At 31.2% G+C, this 24954-nt stretch carries 20 protein-coding genes; 11 read left to right on the top strand and 9 right to left on the bottom strand.

Translation table 11 applies throughout. From position 1 onward, the window contains the following. Positions 1–327 precede the first annotated feature (327 nt). Positions 328–1620 carry an adenylosuccinate lyase gene (gene purB, locus EPJ72_RS04885; protein WP_147731096.1) on the bottom strand — a complete coding sequence of 431 codons (1293 nt, stop codon included), beginning with the start codon at positions 1618–1620 and terminating at the stop codon, positions 328–330. Between the two features lie 166 nt (positions 1621–1786). Here purB and ispG point away from each other — a divergent pair, with 166 nt between their 5' ends. Together ispG and EPJ72_RS04875 are read left to right on the top strand one after the other, a co-directional pair. Then, positions 1787–2824 (top strand): flavodoxin-dependent (E)-4-hydroxy-3-methylbut-2-enyl-diphosphate synthase, encoded by a 1038-nt coding sequence (gene ispG / locus EPJ72_RS04880; RefSeq protein WP_277871908.1) that lies wholly within the window; start codon positions 1787–1789, stop codon positions 2822–2824. 309 nt (positions 2825–3133) lie between these two features. Continuing rightward, complete coding sequence (locus tag EPJ72_RS04875; RefSeq protein WP_147731094.1) at positions 3134–4147, top strand: FAD:protein FMN transferase; 1014 nt, start codon at positions 3134–3136, stop codon at positions 4145–4147. A 224-nt stretch (positions 4148–4371) separates the two neighbouring features. Here EPJ72_RS04875 and EPJ72_RS04870 read toward each other — a convergent pair whose 3' ends face one another. Next, the gene (locus EPJ72_RS04870; RefSeq protein ID WP_147731093.1) at positions 4372–4896 is read right to left on the bottom strand and encodes a hypothetical protein; all 525 of its coding nucleotides are present in this window, start codon (positions 4894–4896) and stop codon (positions 4372–4374) included. A 595-nt stretch (positions 4897–5491) separates the two neighbouring features. Between EPJ72_RS04870 and EPJ72_RS04865 the strand changes: the two genes are divergently transcribed. Further along, positions 5492–6409 (top strand): energy transducer TonB family protein, encoded by a 918-nt coding sequence (locus tag EPJ72_RS04865; protein WP_147731092.1) that lies wholly within the window; start codon positions 5492–5494, stop codon positions 6407–6409. A gap of 597 nt (positions 6410–7006) precedes the next feature. On the opposite strand, the gene hpt is transcribed toward EPJ72_RS04865, so the two are convergent. From hpt to EPJ72_RS04830, 7 genes are all read right to left on the bottom strand, one after another. Then, positions 7007–7531: a hypoxanthine phosphoribosyltransferase gene (hpt, locus tag EPJ72_RS04860; RefSeq protein ID WP_147731091.1), complete on the bottom strand. Its 525-nt coding sequence runs from the start codon at positions 7529–7531 to the stop codon at positions 7007–7009. A gap of 231 nt (positions 7532–7762) precedes the next feature. Then, entirely contained in the window at positions 7763–8782 is a 1020-nt protein-coding gene (locus EPJ72_RS04855; protein ID WP_147731090.1) for an electron transfer flavoprotein subunit alpha/FixB family protein, read from the bottom strand. 47 nt (positions 8783–8829) lie between these two features. After that, positions 8830–9615, bottom strand: coding sequence for an electron transfer flavoprotein subunit beta/FixA family protein (locus tag EPJ72_RS04850; protein ID WP_147731089.1), 786 nt, complete (start codon positions 9613–9615; stop codon positions 8830–8832). Positions 9616–9652: 37 nt separating this feature from the next. Then, positions 9653–10798: an acyl-CoA dehydrogenase gene (locus EPJ72_RS04845; RefSeq protein ID WP_147731088.1), complete on the bottom strand. Its 1146-nt coding sequence runs from the start codon at positions 10796–10798 to the stop codon at positions 9653–9655. Between the two features lie 59 nt (positions 10799–10857). Further along, positions 10858–11262: a MaoC family dehydratase gene (locus tag EPJ72_RS04840; RefSeq protein WP_147731087.1), complete on the bottom strand. Its 405-nt coding sequence runs from the start codon at positions 11260–11262 to the stop codon at positions 10858–10860. A 166-nt stretch (positions 11263–11428) separates the two neighbouring features. After that, positions 11429–12820, bottom strand: coding sequence for a GntP family permease (locus EPJ72_RS04835; RefSeq protein ID WP_147731086.1), 1392 nt, complete (start codon positions 12818–12820; stop codon positions 11429–11431). A gap of 25 nt (positions 12821–12845) precedes the next feature. Next, positions 12846–14411, bottom strand: coding sequence for an acyl CoA:acetate/3-ketoacid CoA transferase (locus EPJ72_RS04830; RefSeq protein ID WP_242004923.1), 1566 nt, complete (start codon positions 14409–14411; stop codon positions 12846–12848). A gap of 348 nt (positions 14412–14759) precedes the next feature. Here EPJ72_RS04830 and EPJ72_RS04825 point away from each other — a divergent pair, with 348 nt between their 5' ends. The 8 genes from EPJ72_RS04825 to EPJ72_RS04790 all read left to right on the top strand — a co-directional run bounded on the left by EPJ72_RS04825 (position 14760) and on the right by EPJ72_RS04790 (position 24795). Further along, positions 14760–15374, top strand: a complete 615-nt coding sequence (locus EPJ72_RS04825; protein ID WP_147731085.1) for a V-type ATP synthase subunit E — start codon at positions 14760–14762, stop codon at positions 15372–15374. An 11-nt stretch (positions 15375–15385) separates the two neighbouring features. Continuing rightward, complete coding sequence (locus EPJ72_RS04820) at positions 15386–16219, top strand: DUF2764 family protein (protein ID WP_147731084.1); 834 nt, start codon at positions 15386–15388, stop codon at positions 16217–16219. 25 nt (positions 16220–16244) lie between these two features. Continuing rightward, entirely contained in the window at positions 16245–18008 is a 1764-nt protein-coding gene (locus tag EPJ72_RS04815; protein ID WP_147731083.1) for a V-type ATP synthase subunit A, read from the top strand. Further along, on the top strand, positions 18001–19326 hold the full coding sequence (locus EPJ72_RS04810) for a V-type ATP synthase subunit B (RefSeq protein ID WP_147731082.1): 1326 nt from the start codon (positions 18001–18003) through the stop codon (positions 19324–19326). Before EPJ72_RS04815 ends, EPJ72_RS04810 begins: the two co-directional genes overlap by 8 nt. Positions 19327–19349: 23 nt before the next feature. After that, complete coding sequence (locus EPJ72_RS04805) at positions 19350–19949, top strand: V-type ATP synthase subunit D (protein WP_101504041.1); 600 nt, start codon at positions 19350–19352, stop codon at positions 19947–19949. After that, complete coding sequence (locus tag EPJ72_RS04800; protein WP_147731081.1) at positions 19946–21805, top strand: V-type ATP synthase subunit I; 1860 nt, start codon at positions 19946–19948, stop codon at positions 21803–21805. Before EPJ72_RS04805 ends, EPJ72_RS04800 begins: the two co-directional genes overlap by 4 nt. Positions 21806–21871: 66 nt before the next feature. After that, positions 21872–22339 (top strand): V-type ATP synthase subunit K, encoded by a 468-nt coding sequence (locus EPJ72_RS04795; RefSeq protein WP_013243976.1) that lies wholly within the window; start codon positions 21872–21874, stop codon positions 22337–22339. Between the two features lie 821 nt (positions 22340–23160). Next, positions 23161–24795 (top strand): Na+/H+ antiporter NhaC family protein, encoded by a 1635-nt coding sequence (locus tag EPJ72_RS04790; RefSeq protein ID WP_147731080.1) that lies wholly within the window; start codon positions 23161–23163, stop codon positions 24793–24795. Positions 24796–24954 lie beyond the last annotated feature (159 nt).

Genomic DNA, 24954 nt, shown 5'->3' with positions numbered 1-24954 from the left:
AAAATAGTTTCTTAAAATAGAAACAATCCATGCAAACAATTAAAACAAAAAAAGTTAAAAATTTGTAGTATATAGTAAAACAATTATTCTATATCAATTTTTTGTTGTTCTTTTTCCCGCGTAAGAGCTGTACCACCTTTCCGCACGGTAATGCTATGCTTTAATTATAACTTCTTAGTCGTGCGGGGGAGTGCATTTTAATGTACAATTAAATTATAAAATTTATAATAAAAATGCAGTTCTTTTGGTTCTTTCATACCAATAAAAGAAATAGGGGTATAGGAGCAAAGCCAGCACAAACCAAAAAATTTTTAGTATAATAAAAAATTATATTCCAAATCGCTTCATTATCACATCAATATTTCTCAAATAATATGCATAGTCAAAACAGTCATCAATTTCTTTAGAGCTTAAATATTTTGTTATATCTTCATCTTTGTGAACATTCTCTCTAAAGTCTTCATTGTTTAGCCATTTTTTCATAGCATTTCTCTGCACCCATCTGTAAGCATTATCTCTATCTATGCCTTTATTAACTAAACTTATTAATATTCTTTGGCTGAAAATTAAACCGCCTGTTTTTTCAATATTAGCTTTCATAGCGTCAGGGTAAATTAAAAGTTTGTCCACTATATCAATAAATTTATTAATAGCATAATCTACAGCAATTGTAGAATCTGGAAGTATAACGCGTTCTACTGATGAATGACTAATATCTCTCTCATGCCAAAGAGTGATGTCTTCCATAGAAGCTAATGCATTTCCTCTTACAAGTCTAGCTAAACCAGATATTCTCTCGCAAGTGATAGGGTTTCTTTTATGAGGCATAGCAGATGAGCCTTTTTGTTTTTCGCTGAAATACTCTTCTGCTTCTCTAATGTCAGTTCTTTGAAGGTTTCTAATTTCTGTAGCAAATTTCTCTAATGAACTAGCAACTATTGCCAAAGTGGTAAGATATTGTGCATGTCTATCTCTTTGTATTATTTGAGTGGAAACTCTGTCAGCTTCTATTCCCAATTTTTTGCAAACTATCTCTTCTATGCGAGGGTCAATGTTGCTGTATGTTCCAACCGCACCAGAAAGCTTACCAACGGATACTTGTTTTTTTGCTTCTTCTACTCTTTTAATATTTCTTTCATTTTCATCATACCATAAAATGAATTTTAAACCTAATGTCATAGGCTCAGCATGTATACCGTGAGTTCTTCCTATACAAGGAGTATATTTATGCTCTTTAGCTCTTCTTAATAATACTTCTGATAATCTTTTTAAATCATCTAATATAATTTCAGCAGATTTTTTCATCATCACAGCTAATGCAGTGTCTTTTACATCACTTGAAGTTAAACCTTTATGTATATACTGTCCGCCTTCGCCTACATTTTCTTGAACAGCTGTTACAAATGATATTATATCATGATTAGTTTCTTTTTCTATTTCAGCAATTCTTTCAACTGTGAAAGTAGCTTTTTCTTTAATATTTTTTACAGCTTCCTGAGGTATCTCTCCAATTTCAGCCATAGCCTCGCAAGCTGCTATCTCTACATCAAGCATTACTTGAAACTCATTTTGTAAGCTCCAAAGTTCTCCCATCTCTTTTCTAGTGTATCTTTTAATCATTTTATAATCCTAATATTTTGTTATTAAAATATTATATAAATTTTTAATTATAATTTCAATATAATTATTTATGCAATTAAAATAAAACTTATTATATAAAAATATTTTGACAATTTTGTTATTAGGTTATAAAATACAATATTGTATTTATAAGTTTATGAGGAAAATGATGAGTAAGATAGTTAAAGTTGGAAATATATTAATAGGCGGCGGAAATCCTGTTAGTGTGCAGTCTATGACAAATACAGACACTAGAAATATTAAAGAAACTGTACTTCAATTAAAGTCTTTAGAAGAGGCTGGCGTTGATATTGTGAGGCTTGCTGTACTTGATATTGAGGCTGCTAAAGCTATAAAAGAGATAAAAAAACAAACTAAAGTTCCTTTAATCGCAGATATACATTTTGATTATAGGCTTGCTTTAGAGAGTATGAAAAGCGGTATTGATGCTTTGAGGCTTAATCCCGGTAATATAAAAGATAAAGATAAAGTAAAAGAGGTTATAAAAGAGGCAAAAGACAGAAATTTAACTATAAGGGTTGGTGTTAATGGCGGAAGTTTAGATAGAGCTATATACAAAGAAGTAAATGCTCAAAATATGGTAAAAAGTGCATCTGACCATATAAAACTAATGGAAGACTTAAACTTTACAAACATAAAAGTATCATTAAAAGCATCTGATATAAAAACAACAATAGAAGCAAATACATTATTTAGAGAGAAATTTGATTATCCTATACATTTAGGTGTTACAGAGGCAGGTACATTAAGAAGTTCTTTAATTAAGAGTACAAGTGCTTTATCATATTTGCTTATGCAAGGGATTGGGGATACTATAAGATATTCTATTACTGGGGACCCTGTTGAGGAAGTGATGGCAGGAAAGATGCTTCTTAAGTTTTTGGGTTTAAGAAAAGAGTCTTCTGTTGAGATAATATCATGCCCTACTTGCGGAAGATGTCAGGTGAATGTGGAGGAGGTTGCTAGTTTTATAGAAAAGCATGTACAAAATATAAAGAAAAATATCACTATTGCTATAATGGGTTGTGTAGTTAATGGTCCGGGAGAGGCTAAGCATGCAGATTTTGGTGTGGCAGGAAGTACAGACGGAAACTTTATATATTTTGAAAAAGACAATGAGCCTATAAAAGTATCAAAAGAAAATATTATAAGTTTTATTACAAAGAAGATAGAAGAGTTTTAGTATAAATTTATTTTATTCAACTTTTTCCCGTAGCAAAAAGTTGCAAAAAGTACAAATACTAGATTTTTACATATTATCAATATATTTTAATAAAAAACAATATTTATATTTAGACTAAAATGCAGTTCTTTTGCTTCTTTTATACCAATAAAAGAAGTGGGGGTGCTGCACGGTGTGTGCTTCGCAAGGGGCTAGTCCCCGTAAATATCTAAAAATAAAAAATTTATTTTTGACAAAACATGGTTGTTTAACTATATTATAATTTAATAAGTTTATTAAAAAGAATAATTAGCATAGAGAGAAGATTTTATGACATCAAAGAAAAAATATTATCTATTAATTTTAGTTGCAGCAGCGGCATTAATTGTTACACTTTTTATTTATAGAAATAAAGAAAAATATATATCTACAACAATAGCAATAAGCGACACCATATTAAACATCACAGCTCAAACTACAGAAAAAAAAATGTATGATTTGGTTGCTTCTATAACAAATGAAATTAACAGAATGGATAATATATTAAATCCGTATAATGAAAAGAGTGAAATAGCAATTATCAATAAAAAAAGTTTAGAAAATAAAGAAGATGTTCTCAAAGTAGAAGTTTCTGAGGATATGGCACATTTATTTGAAACGGGGTTGAGATATTCTAAAATAAATCCTTCTTTTGATATAAGTGTGAGGCCGTTAATTGAACTTTGGGGTTTTGGTGTTAAAGAAAATCAGACTGTACCAAAGAGAGAAGAGATTGAAAGTGCATTAAAAAAAATAGATTATTCTAAAGTGAGCATTATAACTAACAACGGTAAAAAGTTTATAGAGCTTAGGGATAATTTAACTTTTGATTTTGGCTCCTACGGAAAAGGTTATATTGTTACAAAGCTAATAGATATATTTAAAAATTACAATATAAAAAACTATTTAATAGATTATGGCGGAGATACTTATGCTAATGGAGTAAACTCTAAGGGCAATCCTTGGGTGATAGCAATAAGGAATCCAAGAAATGATGAAGATGGATATTTAGCTTTAATACAGGCAACAAATTATACTATAGTAACAAGCGGCGATTATGAGAGATTTTTTACAGAAAACGGCACTAATTATCATCATATAATAGATGCTAAAATAGGCTCCCCTACTTATAATGCAATATCAGCTACCATTGTACACACCAATGCAGAGGAGGCTGATGCTTTATCTACAACTGCTTTTCTTATGGGCACTAATTTTTTCACTAATGAGAATTATAATTACAGAGAAGCCTATATAGTTGATTCTAATGGTGATTTATATATAGCAACTAACGAAAGTTTTTGATAATTTTGTAAATTAATATATCTGCGGGGCTTTATCTCCTGCGAAGCGTGCCCTTAGGGTACACACCCCCACTTCTTTTGTTGGCACAAAGAAGCAAAAGAACTGCAATTTTATATACTAAAATTATACTTAAAATTATATAACTAATTTTATTAAGCTCTTCTGAAATAAGTCTAATAAAAAGCCCTCCCTAATAAATATTAAGACAGGCTTTTATTAATATATTATTGTGCTTTTGCTAATGTTCCTTCATAAGTAGCTGAATATAATTGCACTTGATTATCCAGAGTAAATACTTCCCTAGTCCATACTAAAGTATCTTTAGGAGCATTATTATCTGTAAAATCAACTTTATGTTTTAAAGTCATTATTGTTCTACCTTTTACTCTTTTAGAAGTAAATTGAAATACATTATCAGATACTTTATTAATTTTATCTAAAGTTATTGTTTGTTGAGTATCGTTATCTTTTATACTGCCGTCTGCATTAATTGTAAACTCTGATCTAGTTGATTCTGGCATAATAGCATCACCGCTTATTTTTACTAATTCTCCCCTCCATGTTCCTTGAAACTTAACTTCTTCTTTTGTTGGCGGTGTAGGTGTAGGTTTAGGTGTAGGTGTACCTGATCCGTCTGTAGTGCCTGAGTTGTTTCCTCCTGTTCCTGTAGAATTCTCATTACTACAACTTACGCCGAATAATGATAAAGCCATTATCATTACAAATATTGATAAAATCTTTTTGTTCATATAGAACTCTCATTATTTATTTTTTTATTATAAACATTATTGCTAATGCTTATTGCAAAACTTGAAAAAGCAAACAAAATTGCTTTAGTGTGAATAATTGTCTTAATAGAATTGATTAACCTAGCAAAAGATTGCAATACAAAATATAAAAGTGTATTTAATAATTGATAATATTTTTTTAGAGAATTATGCTGTGAGCTGTGAGCTGTGAGCTGTGAGCTGTGAGCTGTGAGCTGTGAGCTGTGAGCTGTGAGCTGTGAGCTGTGAGAGTTAAGCTCATTGATGAAATACTAAATAATTTACTCTTAATCATATAGAAAATTATAGCAAATCTATAATTTTATGTCAATACCTTATATTAAAGAAGCAGGAGAAAAGGTACAAATAGATGTTCGCTGTGCGGACTTCGTCAAAGTTTTTACCCTATGGGTACGCTTCGAAGGGTGGGGCTAGTCCCCGTAAGTATTAAAAATAAAAAATTAAGTTTTTGATAAAATATAATCACTTTAGTAAATATTAAATCATTTGACTATATTCAAATTTTTAGAGTTTTAATTTATAATTGAACATATAGCTTTTTATTATAAAACATATTATGAAAGATTTTTTAGGTAAATTAAAAACTATAATAGTTAAAAAGAAAGATACTATATTCGCAGTAATAGTTGCATTTATACTTCATATATTTTTATGGAGTTTGGTAAATACTTATATAATGGAATCTTTGTTTGCGTATAATGATGAATTAAAAAAGATTTTAGAAGAAGAGAAAAATAAAAAAGATGATTATATGTTTTTAGTAGAAACTCCAGATGTAGAAGAAGAGGAAAACAACGAAGATACTCCATTTGCTTCAGACAAGTCATTAGTATCAAGAGGGGAAGTAAATGTAACACCTTCAAAAGTATTTTCAGATGCTTCAGTGTTTTCTTTTTTGGGGGACGGAGCTAACAGCCCAATAGTTGAAAGACGAGATAATATAACTCCAAATAATAATAACAATTTACAAAAACAAAATGATTTAGGTAATGATATAAGCAGAGAAGATATAGTTCCTTACAAGCCCAAAAATCCCGGTCTTAAAGGCGATACAAAGATACCTGCATCATTTGAAGATGGAGCAGACAGGGCGGTAGTATTATCCAGTGAAACAGGAAGCATACAACTCGGCACAAAGGCACAAGAATATTTTTGGTATTTTTATACTTTAGTTGGCTCTATAAGAGATTCTTGGTATTTAACTATTCCAAATCAGGCACATTTTTTGGGTCTTTTAAGAAGCGATGAAGTGGAAGTGCTTATATCAATAGATTTGGACGGAAATATTATTTTTGAGAAGTTTTTAAGTAATTCAAAATTGGGTCAAAGCAGTTTAGACAATTCATGCTCAAAGGCTATAGAATATGCTAAGAAATTAAAACCGCCTCCACAGGGTTTGGTACGTGATTATGCAGAAAACGGTAAAATATATATACCTTTTAAGTTTATATACCAAAATTTCAGCAGAGAGTGATAATTTTTTTAAAATTTATTTCTAAATAAATATTTATATTGTTTTAATATTTAGTATGTAAAATATAGTTAGTATTACTTTCTTAACTTGCACTTTTTGGTTCTTTTTGCTGTGGGAAAAAGAATAATAAGATTTTTATCTTTTTTATTGTTTGCAGGGCTTTGCCCCGCACCCCACTTCTTTTGGTGACCCAAAGAAGCAAAAAGACTACATTTTTATGAAGTATAGCTAAAAATATATGGTATTATTCATATATATTTTAAATACTTGCACTTTCGCGAAATGTATACGAATAAGCGAAATAATTTGTACTTTTTGCAACTTTTTGCTACGGGAAAAAGTTGATAAAATAACCTTTGAATTTTATTCACATTCCCGCCCTTTATTTTTTATGCTTTTTTTGAAATTATAATTTTATTAATATTTAAAATTATAATTTTATCTTAGCTTCCCCACCCAAGTTTTTATTAGTTTTAAAATCTGTTTAACGCACGGTTAATGCATATTTACTATCTAATAAAATTAGAATTGTAAATTTATTTATGTTGTTAATTTAATTCTGCGTGCGGTGAGTAAAAATTATTTTAACTCTAAAATTTATTCAACTACTCCAATATAAGGCAAGTTCCTGTATTTCTGAGCATAGTCAATGCCGTATCCTACAACAAACTCATCTTTTATATCAAAGCCGTTGTAATCAATTTTTATATCAACTTTTCTTCTTGACGGCTTATTAAGAAGTGTGCATATTTTTAATGAAGCCACATTTCTTGTTTTTAAAATTTCGCAAATCTTCTCTAAAGTATAACCAGTATCAATAATATCTTCTACTATAATAACATCTTTACCTGTAAGAGGTATGTCAACATCTTTAAGTATTTTAATTTCAGAACCTATCTTATCATTTCCATAACTAGATACTATCATAAAATCAACTTCTATATTTGTTTCAATTTCTCTTGCTAAATCTGCAATAAATACAAAAGAACCCTTAAGAAGCCCTATTAAACAAGGTGTTTTATCTCTATAGTCATTATTTATTTTTTGTGCTAATTCTTTAACTTTTTTATTTATATTTTCTTCAGATATAAGTACCTTTGATATATTTTCCTCTTTTTTCATAAATTATTCCTTAACTTATTTTAATAATTTTTTATTATATATTATCGTATATAAATAATGATTAAATTAAATTTCATTGTCTTTTATATAATTAAAAATTTTTTATAATATTTAGAAAGTTTTTTAATAAAATTGGGAATACAAAATTAATTATATTATTAAAAAAATAGCCAATAGATAAAAATATGTTCTATCTATTGGCTTTATTTTTTAATTAAAAGTTAAATTGAATTAATTAGCTTTTTTAGCTTCTATTGCTTTTGCTATCTCTTCAGCTAATAGAGGAAGTACTTTATTAACATCACCTACTATACCTAAATCAGCGATTCCAAACATAGGAGCATCTTTATCTTTGTTTATAGCAATAATGTATTCAGATTCTTCCATACCAGCCATGTGCTGAATAGCACCAGATATACCGCAAGCGAAATATATATTAGGTCTTACAGTTTTACCAGTTTGTCCAACTTGTCTAGATTGTTCTATAAATCCAGCATCAACAGCAGCTCTTGAACCAGAAACTATAGCACCTATTTTAGAAGCAACAGCCTCAAGATTTTTGAAGTTTTCTTTAGAACCAACACCTCTACCGCCAGATACCAATATCTTAGCTTCAGTGATGTCAATTTTTTTAGCAGTTTCTTTTACTACATCTAGGATTTTCACTTTAATTTTAGAAGCATCTATTGTTACAGGTAATACTTCAACTTCTCCTTTTTTACCTTCTTCTTTAGGCAGTTTTTGCATTACACCAGGTCTTACAGTAGCCATTTGAGGTCTATGGTCAGGACAAACAATAGTAGCCATCAAGTTTCCACCGAATGCAGGTCTTGTCATTCCGAAAACTTTTGTTTCGTCATCTATGTCTAGTTTAGTACAGTCAGCAGTAAGTCCTGTAGCAAGTCTTGAAGATACCCTAGGAGCTAAATCTCTTCCTAAAGTAGTAGCACCTAATAATACTATTTCAGGTTTTTTAGCATCTATTATTGCTTTTAAAGCTTGAGCATAAGCTTCAGTATCATATTGCTTTAAAAGTTCATTGTCAACAACTACTACTTTATCAGCACCATATTCAACTAAAGTTTGAGCTAAAGCTTCTATTTTATTTCCTATTAAAGCTGCTGTTACAGATACATTTAATTTAGCAGCAAGTTTTTTTGCTTCGCCGATTAATTCTAAACCTACGTTTTGAATTACACCGTCTCTTTGCTCTGCAAATACTAATATTCCTTTATAATCACTTAAATTCATTATCTATCTCCTTTTCTAAGGTTCTTTTGTTAATTAAAAATTAAAAATTAAATAACAAATTTTTCTTTTAATTTTTCAATTATGATATTAACAGCTTCTTTTGTATCCACTTCAAATACTTTACCAGCTTGTTTAGCTCCTTTAGTAAATGATTTTTTAACTTTTGTAGGAGAACCAGTAAGACCTATTAAAGAAGGGTCAATTTTTATAGTTTCTGAAGACCAGATTTCAATTTCTTTATCATAAGCTTCAACTATTCCTTTAACTCTCATATATCTAGGGCTGTTAGCTTCTGATAATACTGTTACTAATGCAGGTAATTGAACGTTTAATAAATAATATCCGTCTTCTATTACTCTTTTTATAGTTAATGATTTATCAGCATCATTATATTGAATTTCTTTAGCATAAGAAACTTGAGGTATTTGTAAATGTTCAGCTATTTGCGGACCAACTTGAGCAGTATCACCGTCTATAGCTTGTCTTCCTGAAATAATAATATCATATTCTAAAGATTTCAAAGCAACAGCTAATGTATTAGAAGTAGCTAAAGTATCAGCACCGCCGAATTTTCTATCTGTTATAAGGATAGCTCTGTCTGCTCCCATAGCATAAGCTTCTCTTAATATAGCTTCAGCTTGAGGAGGTCCCATAGTTATTACAGTTACATGGGCACCGTATTTATCTTTTAATTTTAGAGCTTCTTCTAATCCGCCTTTATCATCAGGGTTCATTATACTAGGAACTCCATCTCTTATTAATGTACCTTTTACAGGGTCTAGTTTAATTTCAGTTGTATCTGGAACCTGTTTTATACAAACTACTATTTTCATTTCTATTCCTCCATAAATATTTTATTTACTAATTGGCTTATCTTAAAAGGTTTCCTGCTATTACCATTCTTTGAACTTCTGATGTACCTTCATAGATTTCAGTAATTTTAGCATCTCTCATCATTCTTTCAACAGGATATTCTCTAGTATATCCGTATCCGCCGTGAAGCTGAACAGCTTTAGTAGTTACTTCCATTGCAGTTTCTGCAGCAAATAATTTAGCTCTTGCAGCATCTACAGAATATGGAAGATGGTTGCTTTCTCTCCATGCTGCTTTGTAAACTAAAAGTCTTGCAGCTTCCACTTTTACTTCAAGGTTAGCTAATTGGAATTGAGTGTTTTGGAAATTAGCTATAGATCTTCCAAACTGTTTTCTTTCTTTTACATAAGAAACAGTTTCATCAAGAGCTCCTTGTGCAAGTCCTAATGCCTGAGAAGCAATTCCTATTCTTCCTCCGTCAAGAGTCATCATAGCAATTTTAAAACCTTTTCCTAATTCGCCTAATAAATTATCTTTTGGTATTCTTGCATTTTCAAATATTAATTCGCAAGTTGCAGAACCTCTAATACCTAATTTTTTCTCTTTTTTACCAACAGTAAATCCTGGAGTTCCTTTTTCTATTATGAAAGCAGAAATACCTTTTAGTCCTTGTGATTTGTCTGTCATAGCAAATATTACATATACATCAGCATATCCTGAATTTGTTATGAAGATTTTAGAACCATTGATAACCCATTCTTGAGCAGCTTCATCTAATACAGCTACTGTTTGCTGACCTGCAGCATCTGTACCGGCATTAGGTTCAGTAAGTCCGAATGCACCAAGCCATTCACCGCTAGCCAATTTAGGTACATATTTTTGTTTTTGAGCATCTGTACCGAATTGTAATATAGGCCAAGTTCCAAGAGAAGTGTGAGCAGAAAGAATAACGCCAGTAGTACCGCAAACTCTTGATAATTCTTCAACAGCCATAGCGTACATTAAATTATCTCCGCCAGCTCCGCCATATTCTTTAGGAATAGGTATGCCCATAAGTCCAATTTCAGCCATTTTCTTAACAGTTTCAACAGGGAATCTTTCTTCCTCGTCAAGCTCTGTTGCTAAAGGTTTTACCTCTTTTTCAGCAAATTCTCTGATCATTTGTCTGAAAAGTTCATGTGTTTTAGACAAACTAAATTCCATTTCTAATCCTCCTGATAATTACTTTATCAATTTTTTTTATTTATTATAAATTATTTTTGTTATTTTTTCATTATAGTAGCTTTTCCGCTTAAAACAACTTTTCCATCTTGATTTGTACAAGTAGTAGAAAGAATTACTCTGTTTTTTTCAGGGATAAGTTCTATGATTTCAGCAGTAGCTGTAATCGTATCTCCAAAATATACAGGAGCTGTAAATTTCAACTCTTGCCCCATATAAATACTTCCTTCACCTGGAAGTTTTGTTCCTAATACAGCAGATACAAGTCCTGCAGTAAGCATTCCGTGAGCTATTCTATGTTTGAACATAGTTTGCTGTGCATGAGTTTCATTTAAGTGAGCTGGATTTGTATCAAGTGTAATTCCTGCATATAGGATTACGTCGGTTTCAGTTATAGTTTTAGCAACTTCAGCCTTCATTCCAACTTTTAAATCTTCAAATTTCATGATTATTTCTCCTATAAAAATATTATATGATATATTATACAACATAAATATAAAAATATAAATTAAATTTTAAATATTTGGCAAAATTTCTTTTCAGATATATTGCCAAATATTTAATGTTTTTTTATATATTAAATTATAATATATTATATATTCTATTTTTTAATCATACAACACCAAAGCTAGCAAGTACAATACAAATTGCAACAGTTATTACAGGAATTATGGCTGTACACACTGCAATATCACCATAAGATTCTCTGTGAGTCATTCCAGTAACAGCAAGAACAGTAATAACCGCACCGTTGTGAGGCATAGTATCGAGACCTCCGCAAGCCATAGAAGCTATTCTGTGAAGAACCTGAGGGTCTATGTTAGCAGCTAAAGCATCTTTCAAATATGTATCAGCAAGAGCTTCAAGTGCTATACTTAATCCGCCAGATGCTGAACCTGTTATACCAGCAAGAGCAGATACAGAAACTGCTTCTGATACAAGAGGGTTAGAAGAAAGTCCTAATAAAGCACCTTTTACAACAGCAAATGCTGCCATAGAAGCTATAACGTTTCCATAACCAACCTCAGAAGCTGTGTTCATTACAGCAAGGAATGAACCAGATACACCTTCAGTAAGAGTTTTAATAACATTATCCATTCTTTTGAAGTTAACAATAATTGCCACTACTATAGAAACTACTAATGCTATGATTAAGCTCCAGTTTCCTAAAACTTTACCAGCAGTAGTACCGTAACTTTCAAGATAAGAGAAATCTAATTTAGGGAATATTAATTTAGAAGTAACAAGACCTACAACTAAAACTAATATTATAGGAAGAATAGCAATTCCGAATGGGGGTATATTTTGTAAATTTTCATTATTTATTGTTGGCTCATTTTGATGTACTCCATATCCTTCACCTTTAGCCATAGCTTTTTTTGCTCTTCTTTGTAACCACATAATTCCGCTTGTTCCCATTATTATAGAACCAATTATACCAAGAACTGGAGCGGCATAAGCGTCAGTTCCAAAATATTGCATAGGAATAGCATTTTGAATTTGAGGTGATCCAGGCAAACCAGTCATTGTGAAAGTGAAAGCTCCGCAAGCGATTGCTCCAGGAATGAATCTTTTAGGGATTCTTGATTCTCTAAATAAAGCTGCTGCAACAGGATAAATAGCAAAAGATACAACGAATAAAGATACTCCGCCGTAAGTAAGTACAGCACAAGCAAGAACTATAGCAAGTATAGCTTTTTCTTTACCGAACTTATCACAAATAAAATATGAAATACTTTTTGCTGAACCTGTATGGTCCATTACCTTACCGAATATAGCTCCTAGTAAGAAAATAGGGAAATAATTTCTTACATATCCAGCTAAACTACTCATAAAAGTTTCTGTGTAGGTAGCTAAAATGTGGATACTTCCGCTATCAATACCGCTCATTATTGCTGCAAAACAAGCAAGAATAGGTGCTATAATTAAAACCGAAATTCCCCTATACGCTAAATACATTAAAAGTATTAGCGATAATATAATACCAATTGTTCCAAATACCATATGGATACTCCTTTTTTATTTTTTATTAAAATACTAATCCCATTTTCTTATCAATAAATATTTTTGAATCCATTTTCTTCAAGTCTTTAGGCACTATAGGCTTGAATTCCATTTGATCCAACACATCTTTTTGAAGATCTACGCCCGGAGCTATTTCTACAAGTTTTAATCCTTCTTTAACAAGAGTGAAAACAGCTCTTTCAGTTATATAGGTAACTTTTTTATTGTTTTTATTAGCAATATTACCGCTGAATGTAACTTGTTCTACATCTTTTACAAATTTCTTAACTTTTCCTTCCTGAAGAATTCTAAGTTCGCCATTTTCAACACCTATTTTTAATCCTCCAGTTGTGAAAGTTCCTAAAAATACTACTTCTTTTGCATTTTGAGTGATATTAATAAATCCTCCGCATCCTGCAATTTTTGGTCCAAATTTAGAAACGTTTATATTTCCATATTGGTCGCATTGTGCAAGTCCCAAAAATGCCATATCCAAACCGCCGCCGTCATAGAAATCAAATTGATATGGCTGATCAACTATTGCTGTTGCATTAAATGTTGCTCCGAAGCTAAGTCCTCCCATAGGAGTACCTCCAATTGCTCCTGGCTCAACAGTAGGTGTGAAATATTGTTCCTGACCTTCTTCATTAATTACCATTGCTATAACTTCTGGCATTCCTATACCATAATTAAGTATTTTTTTGCTCTTATCTAGAAGCATTGCACATCTTCTTGAAATAATTTTTCTCTCATCGAGTTTTACTTCTTTAAGGCTTCCTTCTACAACGAAGTTGTTTTTTACATATCCTTCATTAAAATATTCACCAAATGTCTGCATATGGTTATCAGGATTTTCAGCTACAACTACATAGTCTACCAAAATGCCAGGTATTTTTACTTCTTTTGGAGGAATAGTTCCTCTTTTTAGTTTTCTTTTAACTTGTACAAAAACTTTTCCCCCATTATTTTTAGTGGCAGTTGCTACGGATAAAGCTTCAAGTGTAAGTGCTTCTTCTTCAAAAGATATGTTTCCATCTTCATCAGCAGAAGTACCTCTTAATATAGCATAATCTAGTTTTGGAGCATGATAGAATAATAAATCTTTACCGCTAAATTTACATCTTTCAACAATATCTTCAGTTGTTACACTATTAAGTTTTCCACCTTGAAGTTCAGGATCAATAAAAGTTCCAAGACCTACATGTGAAAGAGCTCCAGGTTTTCCTGCTGCCATTTCTCTAAACATTTGGGAAATAACACCTTGAGGAAGATTATAAGCTTCGATTTCATTGTTGTTTGCTAATTCGCCAAGACTTGGAGCTAATCCCCAGTGTCCTGCAACAACTCTTTTTACAAGACCTTTATGACCAAAATGTCCTGCTCCTCTTCCTTTACTATCCCCAATTCCAGCAGCAAAAATGATGCTTAAATTATTAGGGCTTCCTTTTTCTAAAAAGGATTTTTCAATTTGAGTTAAAATTTCTTCAGCAGAGCCGATACCAACAAATCCGCATAACCCTATGAAAGAGTTATTAGCAATCAGTTCACCAACTTGATTTGCTTTTATAAATTTTACATTATCCATAATCATCACCTTCTAAAAATAATTGAACTAGTTCTCATTTGATTATAATACATTTTTTTATAAAAATCAATTCATAATGTGAGAAAAATAACTTTTTGTTTAACTTATAAATTAAAAATGTATTTCAAAAAAATATATTGTATTCAATAATTACTTATTTCTTCTATAATATGTAGTATATTATGCAATGCTATAATTTATATGTATGTATAAATACCATATTAAATAAGTTCCATAGATAATACAGATAATTATATTTTTTGTATTTTGCTTGCATTTTTTTTCATAATTGATTACAATAGTCAAATATCGTAAATGTTTATAATTACATAATTTATAAGTTAAGGAGATATCATGGCTGAAGATAAAAAACTTGACTCTCTTCTAGAACGTATATATCAAGACGGTGTTGAAAAATCTAATAAGAAAGCTGATGAAATAATTTCTAACGCTAAAAATGAAGCTGACAGAATTATAAAAGAAGCAGAATCAAAATCAGAAGAAATTATTAAAGAAGCACAAAGAAAATCAGAAGAGCTTAATAAGAACACTATAACTGATGTTCGTATGGCAGGTGAGCAGTCAATAAGTGCTTTAAAGCAAAGAGTAAAAGAATTGGTTACCTCTAAAGTATTGGAAGAAGGATTAAAGGGAGCTTTTGCTGATACTGCATTTTTAAAAGATTTAATTTTAGAGGTAGTAAAAAAATGGGATATAGCTTCAGGTAACTCTGATGTAACAGTATATTTCCCAGAATCAAAGAAAGCAGATATAGATGCAGCATTTGAGAAATCTATAAAATCTGCTATTAATAATGCTAGTATTAACTTTGATAAGAAATTATCAAATGGATTTAAAATAGTACCAAATAATGGCAATTATCAACTACAATTTACAGATGAGGATTTTGTAGAGTTTTTCAGTGATTATATCAAAGCTAAAACAGAAGAAGTAATATTTAGTAAATAAAAGGGGCGAGTATGGGATCATATTATTATCTTATCTCAGGTCTTCCAGAAGTTAAATTATCTGATGCTAAGGCTAAGTATGATATTAATGAAATTACTCAAAGTATATTATCTAGTTTAAGTGCTAAAGATGCTAAGTTTTTTAAATATCTTATTTATCAAAATGACAATAAAAATTTAGTAAATGCTATAGCAAAACAAAAGGGATTATTCAGCCCTTATACAAAGCATTTAGAGCCTTGTATATTTAGTAAAGAGGAGATACAAAAATACAATAATATATCTAATTTACCAACATATATGAGCAAATTTTTAGAAGATAATAAGAATGTTGAATGGGAAAGTGTTAGACATATAGAAAACAGTTTATTGAATTTGTATTATGAAGAGATGATAAATAGCGGTAATAATTTTATAAAGAATTATGCATTATTTATGAGAGATATGAAGAATGTTTTAGCAGCTTTAAATTGCAGGGCTTTAGGTTTTAATAGTGATAAGATAGCTAAAGAGCTTATAGGCGATTATTCTTTAATATCTGCATTAAGCAAATCTACAGCTTCCGATTTTGGTGTAGGTAGAGAGATACCTTATATTAACACTATTATAGAGACATTTAACTCATCAGATAAGGCTGATCCATATAATATGGAAAATATAGAATGTTCTTTGGTAGGGGAGTTTTTGGATAAGTTAACATCTATAAAATCTTTCACAACAGATAATATTTTTGCTTATTATATAAATCTTAACTATGCCGTTAGTATCAACGGAAGAGATGAAGAGGAAGGTAAGAAACATTTAGAGACGCTTGTAGAAACATTAAAAAGCAAAGCGTCATTATAAAATGTAAATTAATTAGGAGATAGAAATGACTAAAGGTAAAGTAACTGCTATTATATCAAACCTAATTTCAATAGAGGTAGACGGACCCGTTTCACAGAACGAGATATGTTTTGTATCTTGTGGGGAAGCCAAACTAATGGCAGAGGTTATTAAAATATCAGGTACTAGTGCTAGTGCTCAGGTATTTGAATCTACAAGGGGAATGAAATTAGGCGATGCCGTAGAGTTTACTGGTTCAATGTTAGAGATTGAATTAGGACCTGGACTTTTAGGTAAAAACTTTGACGGACTTCAAAATGACCTTGATAAATTAAAGGGTGTATTCTTAGAGAGAGGTAAATATAACAATCTTACTGAAGATAAAGATGCGAGATACGACTTTACACCTATAGCTAAAGTTGGTGAAGAAGTTGAGGCAGGAGATTGGATTGGTGCTGTTAAAGAGGGTTGGATTGACCACAAAATAATGGTTCCTTTCAAATTTGAAGGTAAAGGTGTTGTTGAAAGCGTAGTTTCTGCTGGAAATTATGGTTTAGAGGATGCACTTGCTGTTATAAAAGATTCTAAAGGCGAAAAAGTTAATGTAACAATGGTTCAAACTTGGCCTGTAAAACTTACTATTAAAGCTTACAAAGAAAAGCCAAGACCATTCAAATTGTTAGAGACTGGTGTCAGAACTATAGATACATTTAACCCTATTACTGAAGGCGGTACAGGATTTATTCCGGGACCATTCGGTGCAGGTAAAACAGTATTGCAGCACGCTTTGGCTACTAACGCTAATGCTGACTTGATTATAATGACAGCTTGCGGTGAAAGGGCTAATGAGGTAGTAGAAATATTTACAGAATTTCCAGAGCTTATTGACCCAAGAACTGGAAGAAGCTTGATGGAAAGAACTACAATCATCTGTAACACTTCAAACATGCCTGTTGCTGCCCGTGAAGCTTCAGTTTATGTAGGTATGACAGTAGCTGAATATTATAGGTCAATGGGACTTAAAGTACTTCTTCTTGCTGACTCTACTTCTCGTTGGGCACAAGCTTTAAGAGAGATGTCTAACAGACTTGAAGAGCTGCCAGGACCGGATGCATTCCCTATCGACTTGCCTGCTATTATTTCTAGTTTCTATGCTAGAGCAGGTTTCGTATACTTAAATAATGGAGAAACAGGTTCTATTACATTCATAGGTACAGTATCACCTGCAGGCGGTAACTTGAAAGAGCCTGTAACAGAATCTACTCGTAAAGCAGCTAGATGTTTCTACGCATTATCACAAAAACGTGCTGACAGTAAAAGATATCCTGCTGTTGACCCATTAGATTCTTATTCTAAATATATAGAATATCCAGAGTTTGTAGAGTTTTCAGATACTTATATAGAAAAAGGTTGGGCTGATAAAGTTATTAGAGCGAAAGATATTGCTAGGAGAGGTCAGGAAGCTAATGACCAAATAAGCATTTTAGGTGATGACGCAGTACCTCTTGAATATCATCAACGTTTATGGAAGGCGGAACTTATAGACTTTGTATTATTACAGCAAGATGCTTTCGATAAAGTAGATAAAAACTGTCCAATAGAGAGACAAAAAGAATTATTAAATCAAGTTATGAAAGTTGTAGAAGCTGATTACAGATTTGATGATTACAGTGAAGTAGGTACTTATTTCAAAAGACTTATTAACGCATTTAAACAGATGAATTATTCTATATATAAGTCTGAAGAACATAAAAAATACACAGCTGAGATGGAATCAATATTTGCTGAAAGGAGTATAACACATGCCTAAAGCATTTCAAAAAGTATATACAAAATTAGTACAAATTACTAAAGCAACTGTATCTTTAAGAGCAGAAAATGTTGGTAACGATGAGATGGCTCTAGTAGCCGGCAGACCTGCTCAGGTTGTAAAAATGATTGGAGATATTGTTACGCTTCAGGTTTTCCAAGGTACTGAAGGTATACCTACAAACGCTGAAGTTGTATTTTTAGGCAGACCTCCTATACTTAAAGTAAGCGAACTTCTTGCAGGAAGATTTTTTAATGCTTATGGCGAGCCTATAGACGGAGGTGCTGAAGTTGAAGGTAAAGAGGTAGAAATCGGAGGACCTTCAGTAAACCCTGTTAGAAGAAAACAGCCTTCTGAACTTATTGCTACTGGTATTGCCGGAATTGACCTTAACAACACACTTGTAACAGGACAAAAAATCCCATTCTTCGCAGACCCAGACCAGCCTTATAACGCAGTACTTGCACAGGTTGCTTTGAGAGCTGAAGCTGACAAGATTATCCTTGGCGGTATGGGACTTTCTAACGATGACTATTTATCATTTAAAAATACATTTACTGAAGCTGGAGCATTAGATAAAATTATATGTTTCATCAACACTACTGATGACCCTCCAGTAGAAAGACTTTTGATACCTGATATGGCTTGTACAGCTGCAGAATATTTCGCAGTTGAGCATAAGCAAAAAGTTCTTGTACTTCTTACAGACATGACTCTTTATGCTGACGCTTTAGCTATAGTATCAAACAAAATGGACCAGATTCCTTCTAAAGACTCTATGCCAGGTTCATTATATTCTGACCTTGCTAAAATCTACGAAAAAGCAGCTCAGTTCCCTGACGGCGGTTCTATTACTATTATCGCTGTTACTACTCTTAACGAAGGTGATATTACTCATGCTGTACCAGACAACACTGGTTACATCACTGAAGGTCAGCTTTACTTAAGACGTGACTCTGACATAGGTAAAACAATCATTGACCCATTCAGAAGTCTTTCACGTTTGAAACAGTTGGTTATAGGTAAGAAAACTAGAGAAGACCACCCTGCTGTAATGAACACTTTAGTTCGTCTTTATTCAGATGCTGCTAATGCTAAAATGAAGAAAGAAAACGGTTTCGACTTAACTGAATATGATGAAAGATGTTTGAAATATGCTGCTGAATATTCTGAAAGATTACTTGCAATAGACATTAACATTAAAATTGATGAGATGTTAGAAACAGGCTGGGAATTAATGTCCAAATACTTTAGTAAAGCAGAAGTTGGTATAAAAGAATCCTTAGTAGAGCAATACGGTAAATGGACAAATAATTAATTTTTAAAAGTAGGTTAAAAAATATGGCATTAAAGTTTCAATACAATAAAACGGCTCTTCAAAACCTAAGACGCCAGCTTTCCATTCGTGAGAAAGCTTTGCCTACTTTGAAAAGTAAAGAGGCAGCACTTCGTCTTGAGGTGAGAAAGATTACCGCTGAGATTGAATTACTTAAAGAAGAATATCAAGCCCTTGTGAAACAAAATCAAAACTATAATGGTTTTTGGACTGAGTTTCCTGAGATTGTTAAGATTAGAAATGTAAACTCTGAGAAAAAAAATATTGCGGGTGTTAAGGTTTCTATATTAACAGGAATAGACTTTGATATTGAAAATGTCAGCATGTTTAATATGCCTTCTTGGATTAGGCTTGCCATTAATATGTTTGAGCTGCTTATGACATTACAAATAAAAATTGAAATGACAGAAAATAGGCTTAATGCTTTGGCTTATGCTAGGAAAAAAACTACTCAGAAAGTTAACCTTTATGAGAAAGTACAAATTCCTGAGTATAAAACAGCTATAATCAAAATTAAAAGGTATATGGAAGATGAAGAAAATTTAAGTAAGTCTTCTCAAAAGATAGTAAAAGAAAGAAACAGAGCTAAGGAGGCGTCTTTATGATTAGAAAAATGAAGAAACTCTCTCTCTTTGTCTTTCATGAGGATAGGGAAAAAACTCTAAATGATTTAGCTTCTCTTGGAGTTGTGCATATAGAAATTGCTAACGGCGTTTCATCTGAAAATATAGAAAATATTGCCGCTCAAAAAAATGATGCTAATAGAGCTAAAACTATTATAAATAATGCTTTATCTGATGCTAAAAAAGCTAAAAAAGATATATCTAGCCTAAAAGCAGCTGATACTAATAAAAAAGCATCTGATGTAATAGACAATATTTTACAGTTATCTCAATCTTCTGATAAATTAAAAGCTGAAAGAGATAATCTTAAAAAAGAATTATCTATTATAGCTCCTTTTGGAAGTTTTAGCTTTGATAAGATTAACAACTTAAAAGAAAAAACTTCTTATGATATATCATTTTTTAATGCTCCTATAAAAGAGTATGAAGCTTATAATTTTGGCGGCATATTTACTTATGCTATAAAAGAAGAGGCTGGTAAGGTTTATTTTGTTGCTTTTAAAAAAGAGGGCAGCGAAGAGGCAATTGCTTTTGACATTATTAATATGCCTAATAAATCTTATGATGAATTAAAAACTCAAATATCTGAACTTGATAAAAAAATAGAAGATATTGAAAATGATATAATAAAAAATCAGGTATATATAGAAGCTATTAATAAAGAAGTTGATAGTCTTAATTTGCAGAATCATTTTGAAGAGGCTAAAGAGAGTTTTGTAGCTAGTGAGGTTACTGAAGGCAAGATACTTTATGTTGAAGCTTATGTACCTAAAGATAAAGAGAGCGAAGTTAAAACTTTACTCGACAGCAAAAAAATAGCTTACATAATGGAAGAGCCTACAAAAGATGATAATGTACCTGTTGAGCTTAAAAACAATAAGTATTCTTCTGCTTATGAGCTTATTACAAAGTTGTTCCAATTGCCTAATTATTTCGAGATAGATTTAACTCCTATGATAGCAGTTTTCTATCCGTTATTTTTCGCTTATTGTTTTGGGGACTCTGGTTATGGTTTAGTATTAACTATAGTAGCTTTAGTAGGATTATTTACTGTGTTAAAGGGACAATTAAGAGGTATTGGTATACTTGCTTTAACACTTGGAATATGTACTACTATTATGGGTATTATAAATGGAGGTAGTTTCTTTGGTGTGAGCATACCTTCTAATACTCAAATACCTTTATTTGCTACTTTAAGTAAGTATTTAATAATTACAGACATAAAAGAAAATTGGTTCTTAACTCCATTTAATACAGCATTACTTATAGGGGTACTTCATATATGTTTTGCTTTAGTAGTTGGTGTTATAGATAGAATTAAAACTAGTTCTATAGGTGATATATTTGGAGCTATTGGTAAACTTTTATTTATACCAAGCCTTGTTTTATGGTTCTTGGGTGATATGCAGAAAATGCAAGTTATCAAACAATTCAGCTCTATATATTATATAGCTATGATTGTTGGTTTGGTATTCTTAGTAATACTTTCTAATGTTGGTAAAAAGCCAGATGTATTAAACTCTATACTTGGTGTTTATTTTGCGGCAACTGGTATAATGGGGGACACACTTTCTTATATTCGTTTGTTTGCTTTAGGTGCTTCTGGTTCTATATTGGCATTAGTAATAAACCAAATAGGCATGAGTTTCAAAGCTATACCGGGTGTTGGTGCTGTTATAATGGTTGTATTCCTAGTATTTGGACACATAGCAATATTCGCATTAAACATACTTGGTGCTTTGGTACACCCTTTGAGATTAACATTTGTAGAGTTCTACAATAATGTTGGTTTTGAGGGCGGCGGAAAAGAGTATAAGCCACTTAAAAAGGTAGCTTAATTAGTTTTTTATATATAAATATTTAATAATTAAAAAAGAAAATAATCTAAAAAGGAGATTTTAACTATGGGTTTTACAATGAACACAGCACTTTTATTAGGATATATAGGAGCGGGTATAATGGTAGGTATGTCTGGTATTGGTAGTGCGGTTGGTACTTCTATTTCTGCTATGACTACTGTTGGAGCTTTGAAAAAAAATAAAGATGCATTTGGTAGCTGTCTTGTTTTAAGTGCTTTGCCTGGTACACAAGGTCTTTATGGTTTTGCTGCTTTCTTCATTATGCAGCCTTATTTGACTGCTGACATCACTATCTTCCAAGGTGCTGCTATATTGGGTGCTGGTATTGCTGTTGGTTTAGCTTGTATGGTTTCAGCTATATTCCAAGGTAAAGTTTGTGCTAATGGTGTTGAGGCTATAGGTAATGGTTATGATGTATTTGGTAACACTATCATCGTTGCTGTATTCCCAGAACTTTACGCTATCGTTTCTTTCGCTACAGCATTCTTAATCAGTGGTGTTTTAGGTGCTTAATATTAATTAATAAAAGTGAATAAATAAAATCCGTAGGAGTTATATACAAGCTCTTGCGGATTTTTTATTACACAAGAGTGAGTTATTATTGTATTTAAATACTACTTAATTTCTTAAAGTATAATGTATTCGTTTGTAATTGAAAAAAATCATCATATTTTTTATTTCAAATTAAATTTCTTTAAAGTTAATTCTTGATTGCAAAAGTTATAAAATTCTTTTTGGTCTTGTCTTTGTCTGCTTTATACTACAACTTATAACAAAGTGAAGCCACTGGAATATAAACTCTTTAATATAATTTTTATATATTTTTTGTATTATTTTTAGGTTTTTTGGTTTTATTTTTTATTTTACCTATTTCTTTTAATTGTTTCTTACATTAAGAATAATTTTTAATACCGATATTAAATTTTAAATCTTATAGTTTTTTATTTTTTACTATATTAATAATTAATATTAGCTTTTTTATGATTTATAGTACATTATTTTATAGATATTAATTTTTGTTTATTTCTAGTAATTTAAATTATAAGGAATATCTACTTTTTTAAACTAAAAAACGTGCAATATCTGTGGCTCCTAAACATATTATATTATTTTTTGTTATTGACAAAGTTAATATTTTGTAGTAGAATCAGTTACTATAAAAAGAAAGTAGGAAAATGATGAATAAATTTAAGAAACAAAATAAACCTCTTATCGTTTGGGAGTGTTAAATTATTTATTCATTATTCGTGGTTTAGCAATTTAAAAGCTCCCTTAAATATAGGGGGCTTTTTTATTTGAATGTAATATATAAAAAAATAGGAGTTACTCAAAAAATGGAACATTACGGTTTATTTGGTATTATACCGCCGCTTTTGGCTATAATACTCGCCCTTCTTACAAAAGAGGTAATAATCTCTTTAACGGTTGGTATACTTTCTGGTACTTTAATACTTTCACATGGAAACATATTTACTGCTATCACTATATTTACCGATAAAGTTGCTGCTATGACTGGGGATTCTTGGAATGTGAGAATACTTTTATTTTGTGCTTTGCTTGGTGCATTTGTTAGCATGCTTTCAAAAACAGGTGCTACTAAGGCTTTTGGTTTATGGGCTAGCAAATACCTTAAAACTAAAAAGAGTGTATTAATATTTACTTGGTTTTTTGGGCTTATTATATTTATAGATGATTATTTTAATAGTCTTTCTGTGGGTACTGTAATGCGTCCTGCTTTCGATGAAAAAAAGATTTCTAGGGCTAAACTTGCTTATATATTAGATTCTACTGCTGCTCCTGTTTGTATACTTGCCCCTATATCTACTTGGGTTGTAACGGTGATGAGTTATATTAGAGATTCTAATGGGTTTGAATCTTTGAATATGAGTGAGTTTATATTCTTTATAAAGATGATACCTTATTCTGTTTATCCTCTTTTAGCTTTGGCTTTTGTAGTTCTTATATCTTTGTTTTTTAAAGATTTCGGCCCTATGAAAAGAAGTGAAGATGATGCGGCTAACGGCAAATTATTTAATGAGGATTTGTATGGTTCTTGTCCTGGTAATTTAGAGACTATTTCAGGCGACAGTGCTAAGTGGTATGATATGGTTATAGCTATATTGGTATTAATATTGGCTTGTATAGCAATGTTCCCTATTACTACATATATGGGTTTAATTGGCTCTGACGGTATAGAAACTTTATCTCAAGCTTTTAACAGCACTACTGTTACAAATGCTTTTATACAAACAGATGCTTCTAAGGCTTTATTTTATGGAGCAGTTATTTCGCTTATGATAATGTATATTTATTATGTTGCAAGAAAACTTTTAAGTGTTCGTTCTGCTGGTAATGCCATAATGGAAGGTATAAAATCTATGGTGCCTGCTTTGGTTGTATTAGCTTTGGCTTGGACTATTGGTAATGTTATAAAATCATCACCAGAAGAAGGCGGTTTAGGATTAGCTTCTTTCTTATCTGAGGTGGTTAAAGGTGGCGGTTTCCCGCTTTGGCTGCTTCCTGCTATTGGTTATTTGCTTGGATGTGTTATAGCTTTCTCTACTGGAACAAGCTGGGGTACTTTTGCTATACTTATTCCTATAGTGATACCTATTGCTACAGGTCTTGCTAATGCTAATGGTTATACAGGAGATCAGCTTTTGAATGTACTACTCATTAGTGTAGGTTCTTTAGTTTCTGGTGCTGTATTTGGCGACCACTGTTCTCCTATATCTGATACTACAATACTTTCTTCTACTGGAAGTAACTGCCCTTTACTTGAACATGTTAGCACACAGCTTCCTTATGCAAGTTTGGTAGCTATTGCTTCATTTGTGGGAGTTATAGTTGGAGGTATCACTTTAAATCCTTTCTTCTCTTTGTTAACAGGTTTTGTAATAATGTGTATAATGGCAATATTAGCTCCTAAATTTTATAATAAAAAAATGTCTAATGCATTAAAAAAATAACTATTTTTAAATATTAAAAAATTTTAGAATCCTTTGATATTTATTATTATGGGGTTCTTTTATTATATTATGAAAATATATCATATTGAATTTTTTTTAGTAAATCTATATAATTACATTTGAAGTATAAACTAATTATTTAGTTTTAATAATTCAATT

Origin of the sequence: Brachyspira pilosicoli (assembly GCF_008016535.1) — a bacterium.
GTDB lineage: Bacteria > Spirochaetota > Brachyspiria > Brachyspirales > Brachyspiraceae > Brachyspira > Brachyspira pilosicoli_A.
Note: the sequence above shows the minus strand (reverse complement) of the source record. Positions and strands in the feature narration are given on the sequence as shown.

Bases quoted from the DNA above. Each gene is read 5' to 3' on its own strand.
- EPJ72_RS04840 (WP_147731087.1), bottom strand. From the start codon at position 11,262: ATGAAATTTGAAGATTTAAAAGTTGGAATGAAGGCTGAAGTTGCTAAA.
- EPJ72_RS04820 (WP_147731084.1), top strand. From the start codon at position 15,386: ATGGGATCATATTATTATCTTATCTCAGGTCTTCCAGAAGTTAAATTA.
- EPJ72_RS04850 (WP_147731089.1), bottom strand. From the start codon at position 9,615: ATGAAAATAGTAGTTTGTATAAAACAGGTTCCAGATACAACTGAAATT.
- purB (WP_147731096.1), bottom strand. From the start codon at position 1,620: ATGATTAAAAGATACACTAGAAAAGAGATGGGAGAACTTTGGAGCTTA.
- EPJ72_RS04815 (WP_147731083.1), top strand. From the start codon at position 16,245: ATGACTAAAGGTAAAGTAACTGCTATTATATCAAACCTAATTTCAATA.
- EPJ72_RS04875 (WP_147731094.1), top strand. From the start codon at position 3,134: ATGACATCAAAGAAAAAATATTATCTATTAATTTTAGTTGCAGCAGCG.
- EPJ72_RS04855 (WP_147731090.1), bottom strand. From the start codon at position 8,782: ATGAATTTAAGTGATTATAAAGGAATATTAGTATTTGCAGAGCAAAGA.
- ispG (WP_277871908.1), top strand. From the start codon at position 1,787: ATGATGAGTAAGATAGTTAAAGTTGGAAATATATTAATAGGCGGCGGA.
- EPJ72_RS04790 (WP_147731080.1), top strand. From the start codon at position 23,161: ATGGAACATTACGGTTTATTTGGTATTATACCGCCGCTTTTGGCTATA.
- EPJ72_RS04865 (WP_147731092.1), top strand. From the start codon at position 5,492: ATGAAAGATTTTTTAGGTAAATTAAAAACTATAATAGTTAAAAAGAAA.
- EPJ72_RS04805 (WP_101504041.1), top strand. From the start codon at position 19,350: ATGGCATTAAAGTTTCAATACAATAAAACGGCTCTTCAAAACCTAAGA.
- EPJ72_RS04800 (WP_147731081.1), top strand. From the start codon at position 19,946: ATGATTAGAAAAATGAAGAAACTCTCTCTCTTTGTCTTTCATGAGGAT.
- EPJ72_RS04835 (WP_147731086.1), bottom strand. From the start codon at position 12,820: ATGGTATTTGGAACAATTGGTATTATATTATCGCTAATACTTTTAATG.
- EPJ72_RS04810 (WP_147731082.1), top strand. From the start codon at position 18,001: ATGCCTAAAGCATTTCAAAAAGTATATACAAAATTAGTACAAATTACT.
- EPJ72_RS04830 (WP_242004923.1), bottom strand. From the start codon at position 14,411: ATGATTATGGATAATGTAAAATTTATAAAAGCAAATCAAGTTGGTGAA.
- EPJ72_RS04870 (WP_147731093.1), bottom strand. From the start codon at position 4,896: ATGAACAAAAAGATTTTATCAATATTTGTAATGATAATGGCTTTATCA.
- EPJ72_RS04795 (WP_013243976.1), top strand. From the start codon at position 21,872: ATGGGTTTTACAATGAACACAGCACTTTTATTAGGATATATAGGAGCG.
- EPJ72_RS04845 (WP_147731088.1), bottom strand. From the start codon at position 10,798: ATGGAATTTAGTTTGTCTAAAACACATGAACTTTTCAGACAAATGATC.
- hpt (WP_147731091.1), bottom strand. From the start codon at position 7,531: ATGAAAAAAGAGGAAAATATATCAAAGGTACTTATATCTGAAGAAAAT.
- EPJ72_RS04825 (WP_147731085.1), top strand. From the start codon at position 14,760: ATGGCTGAAGATAAAAAACTTGACTCTCTTCTAGAACGTATATATCAA.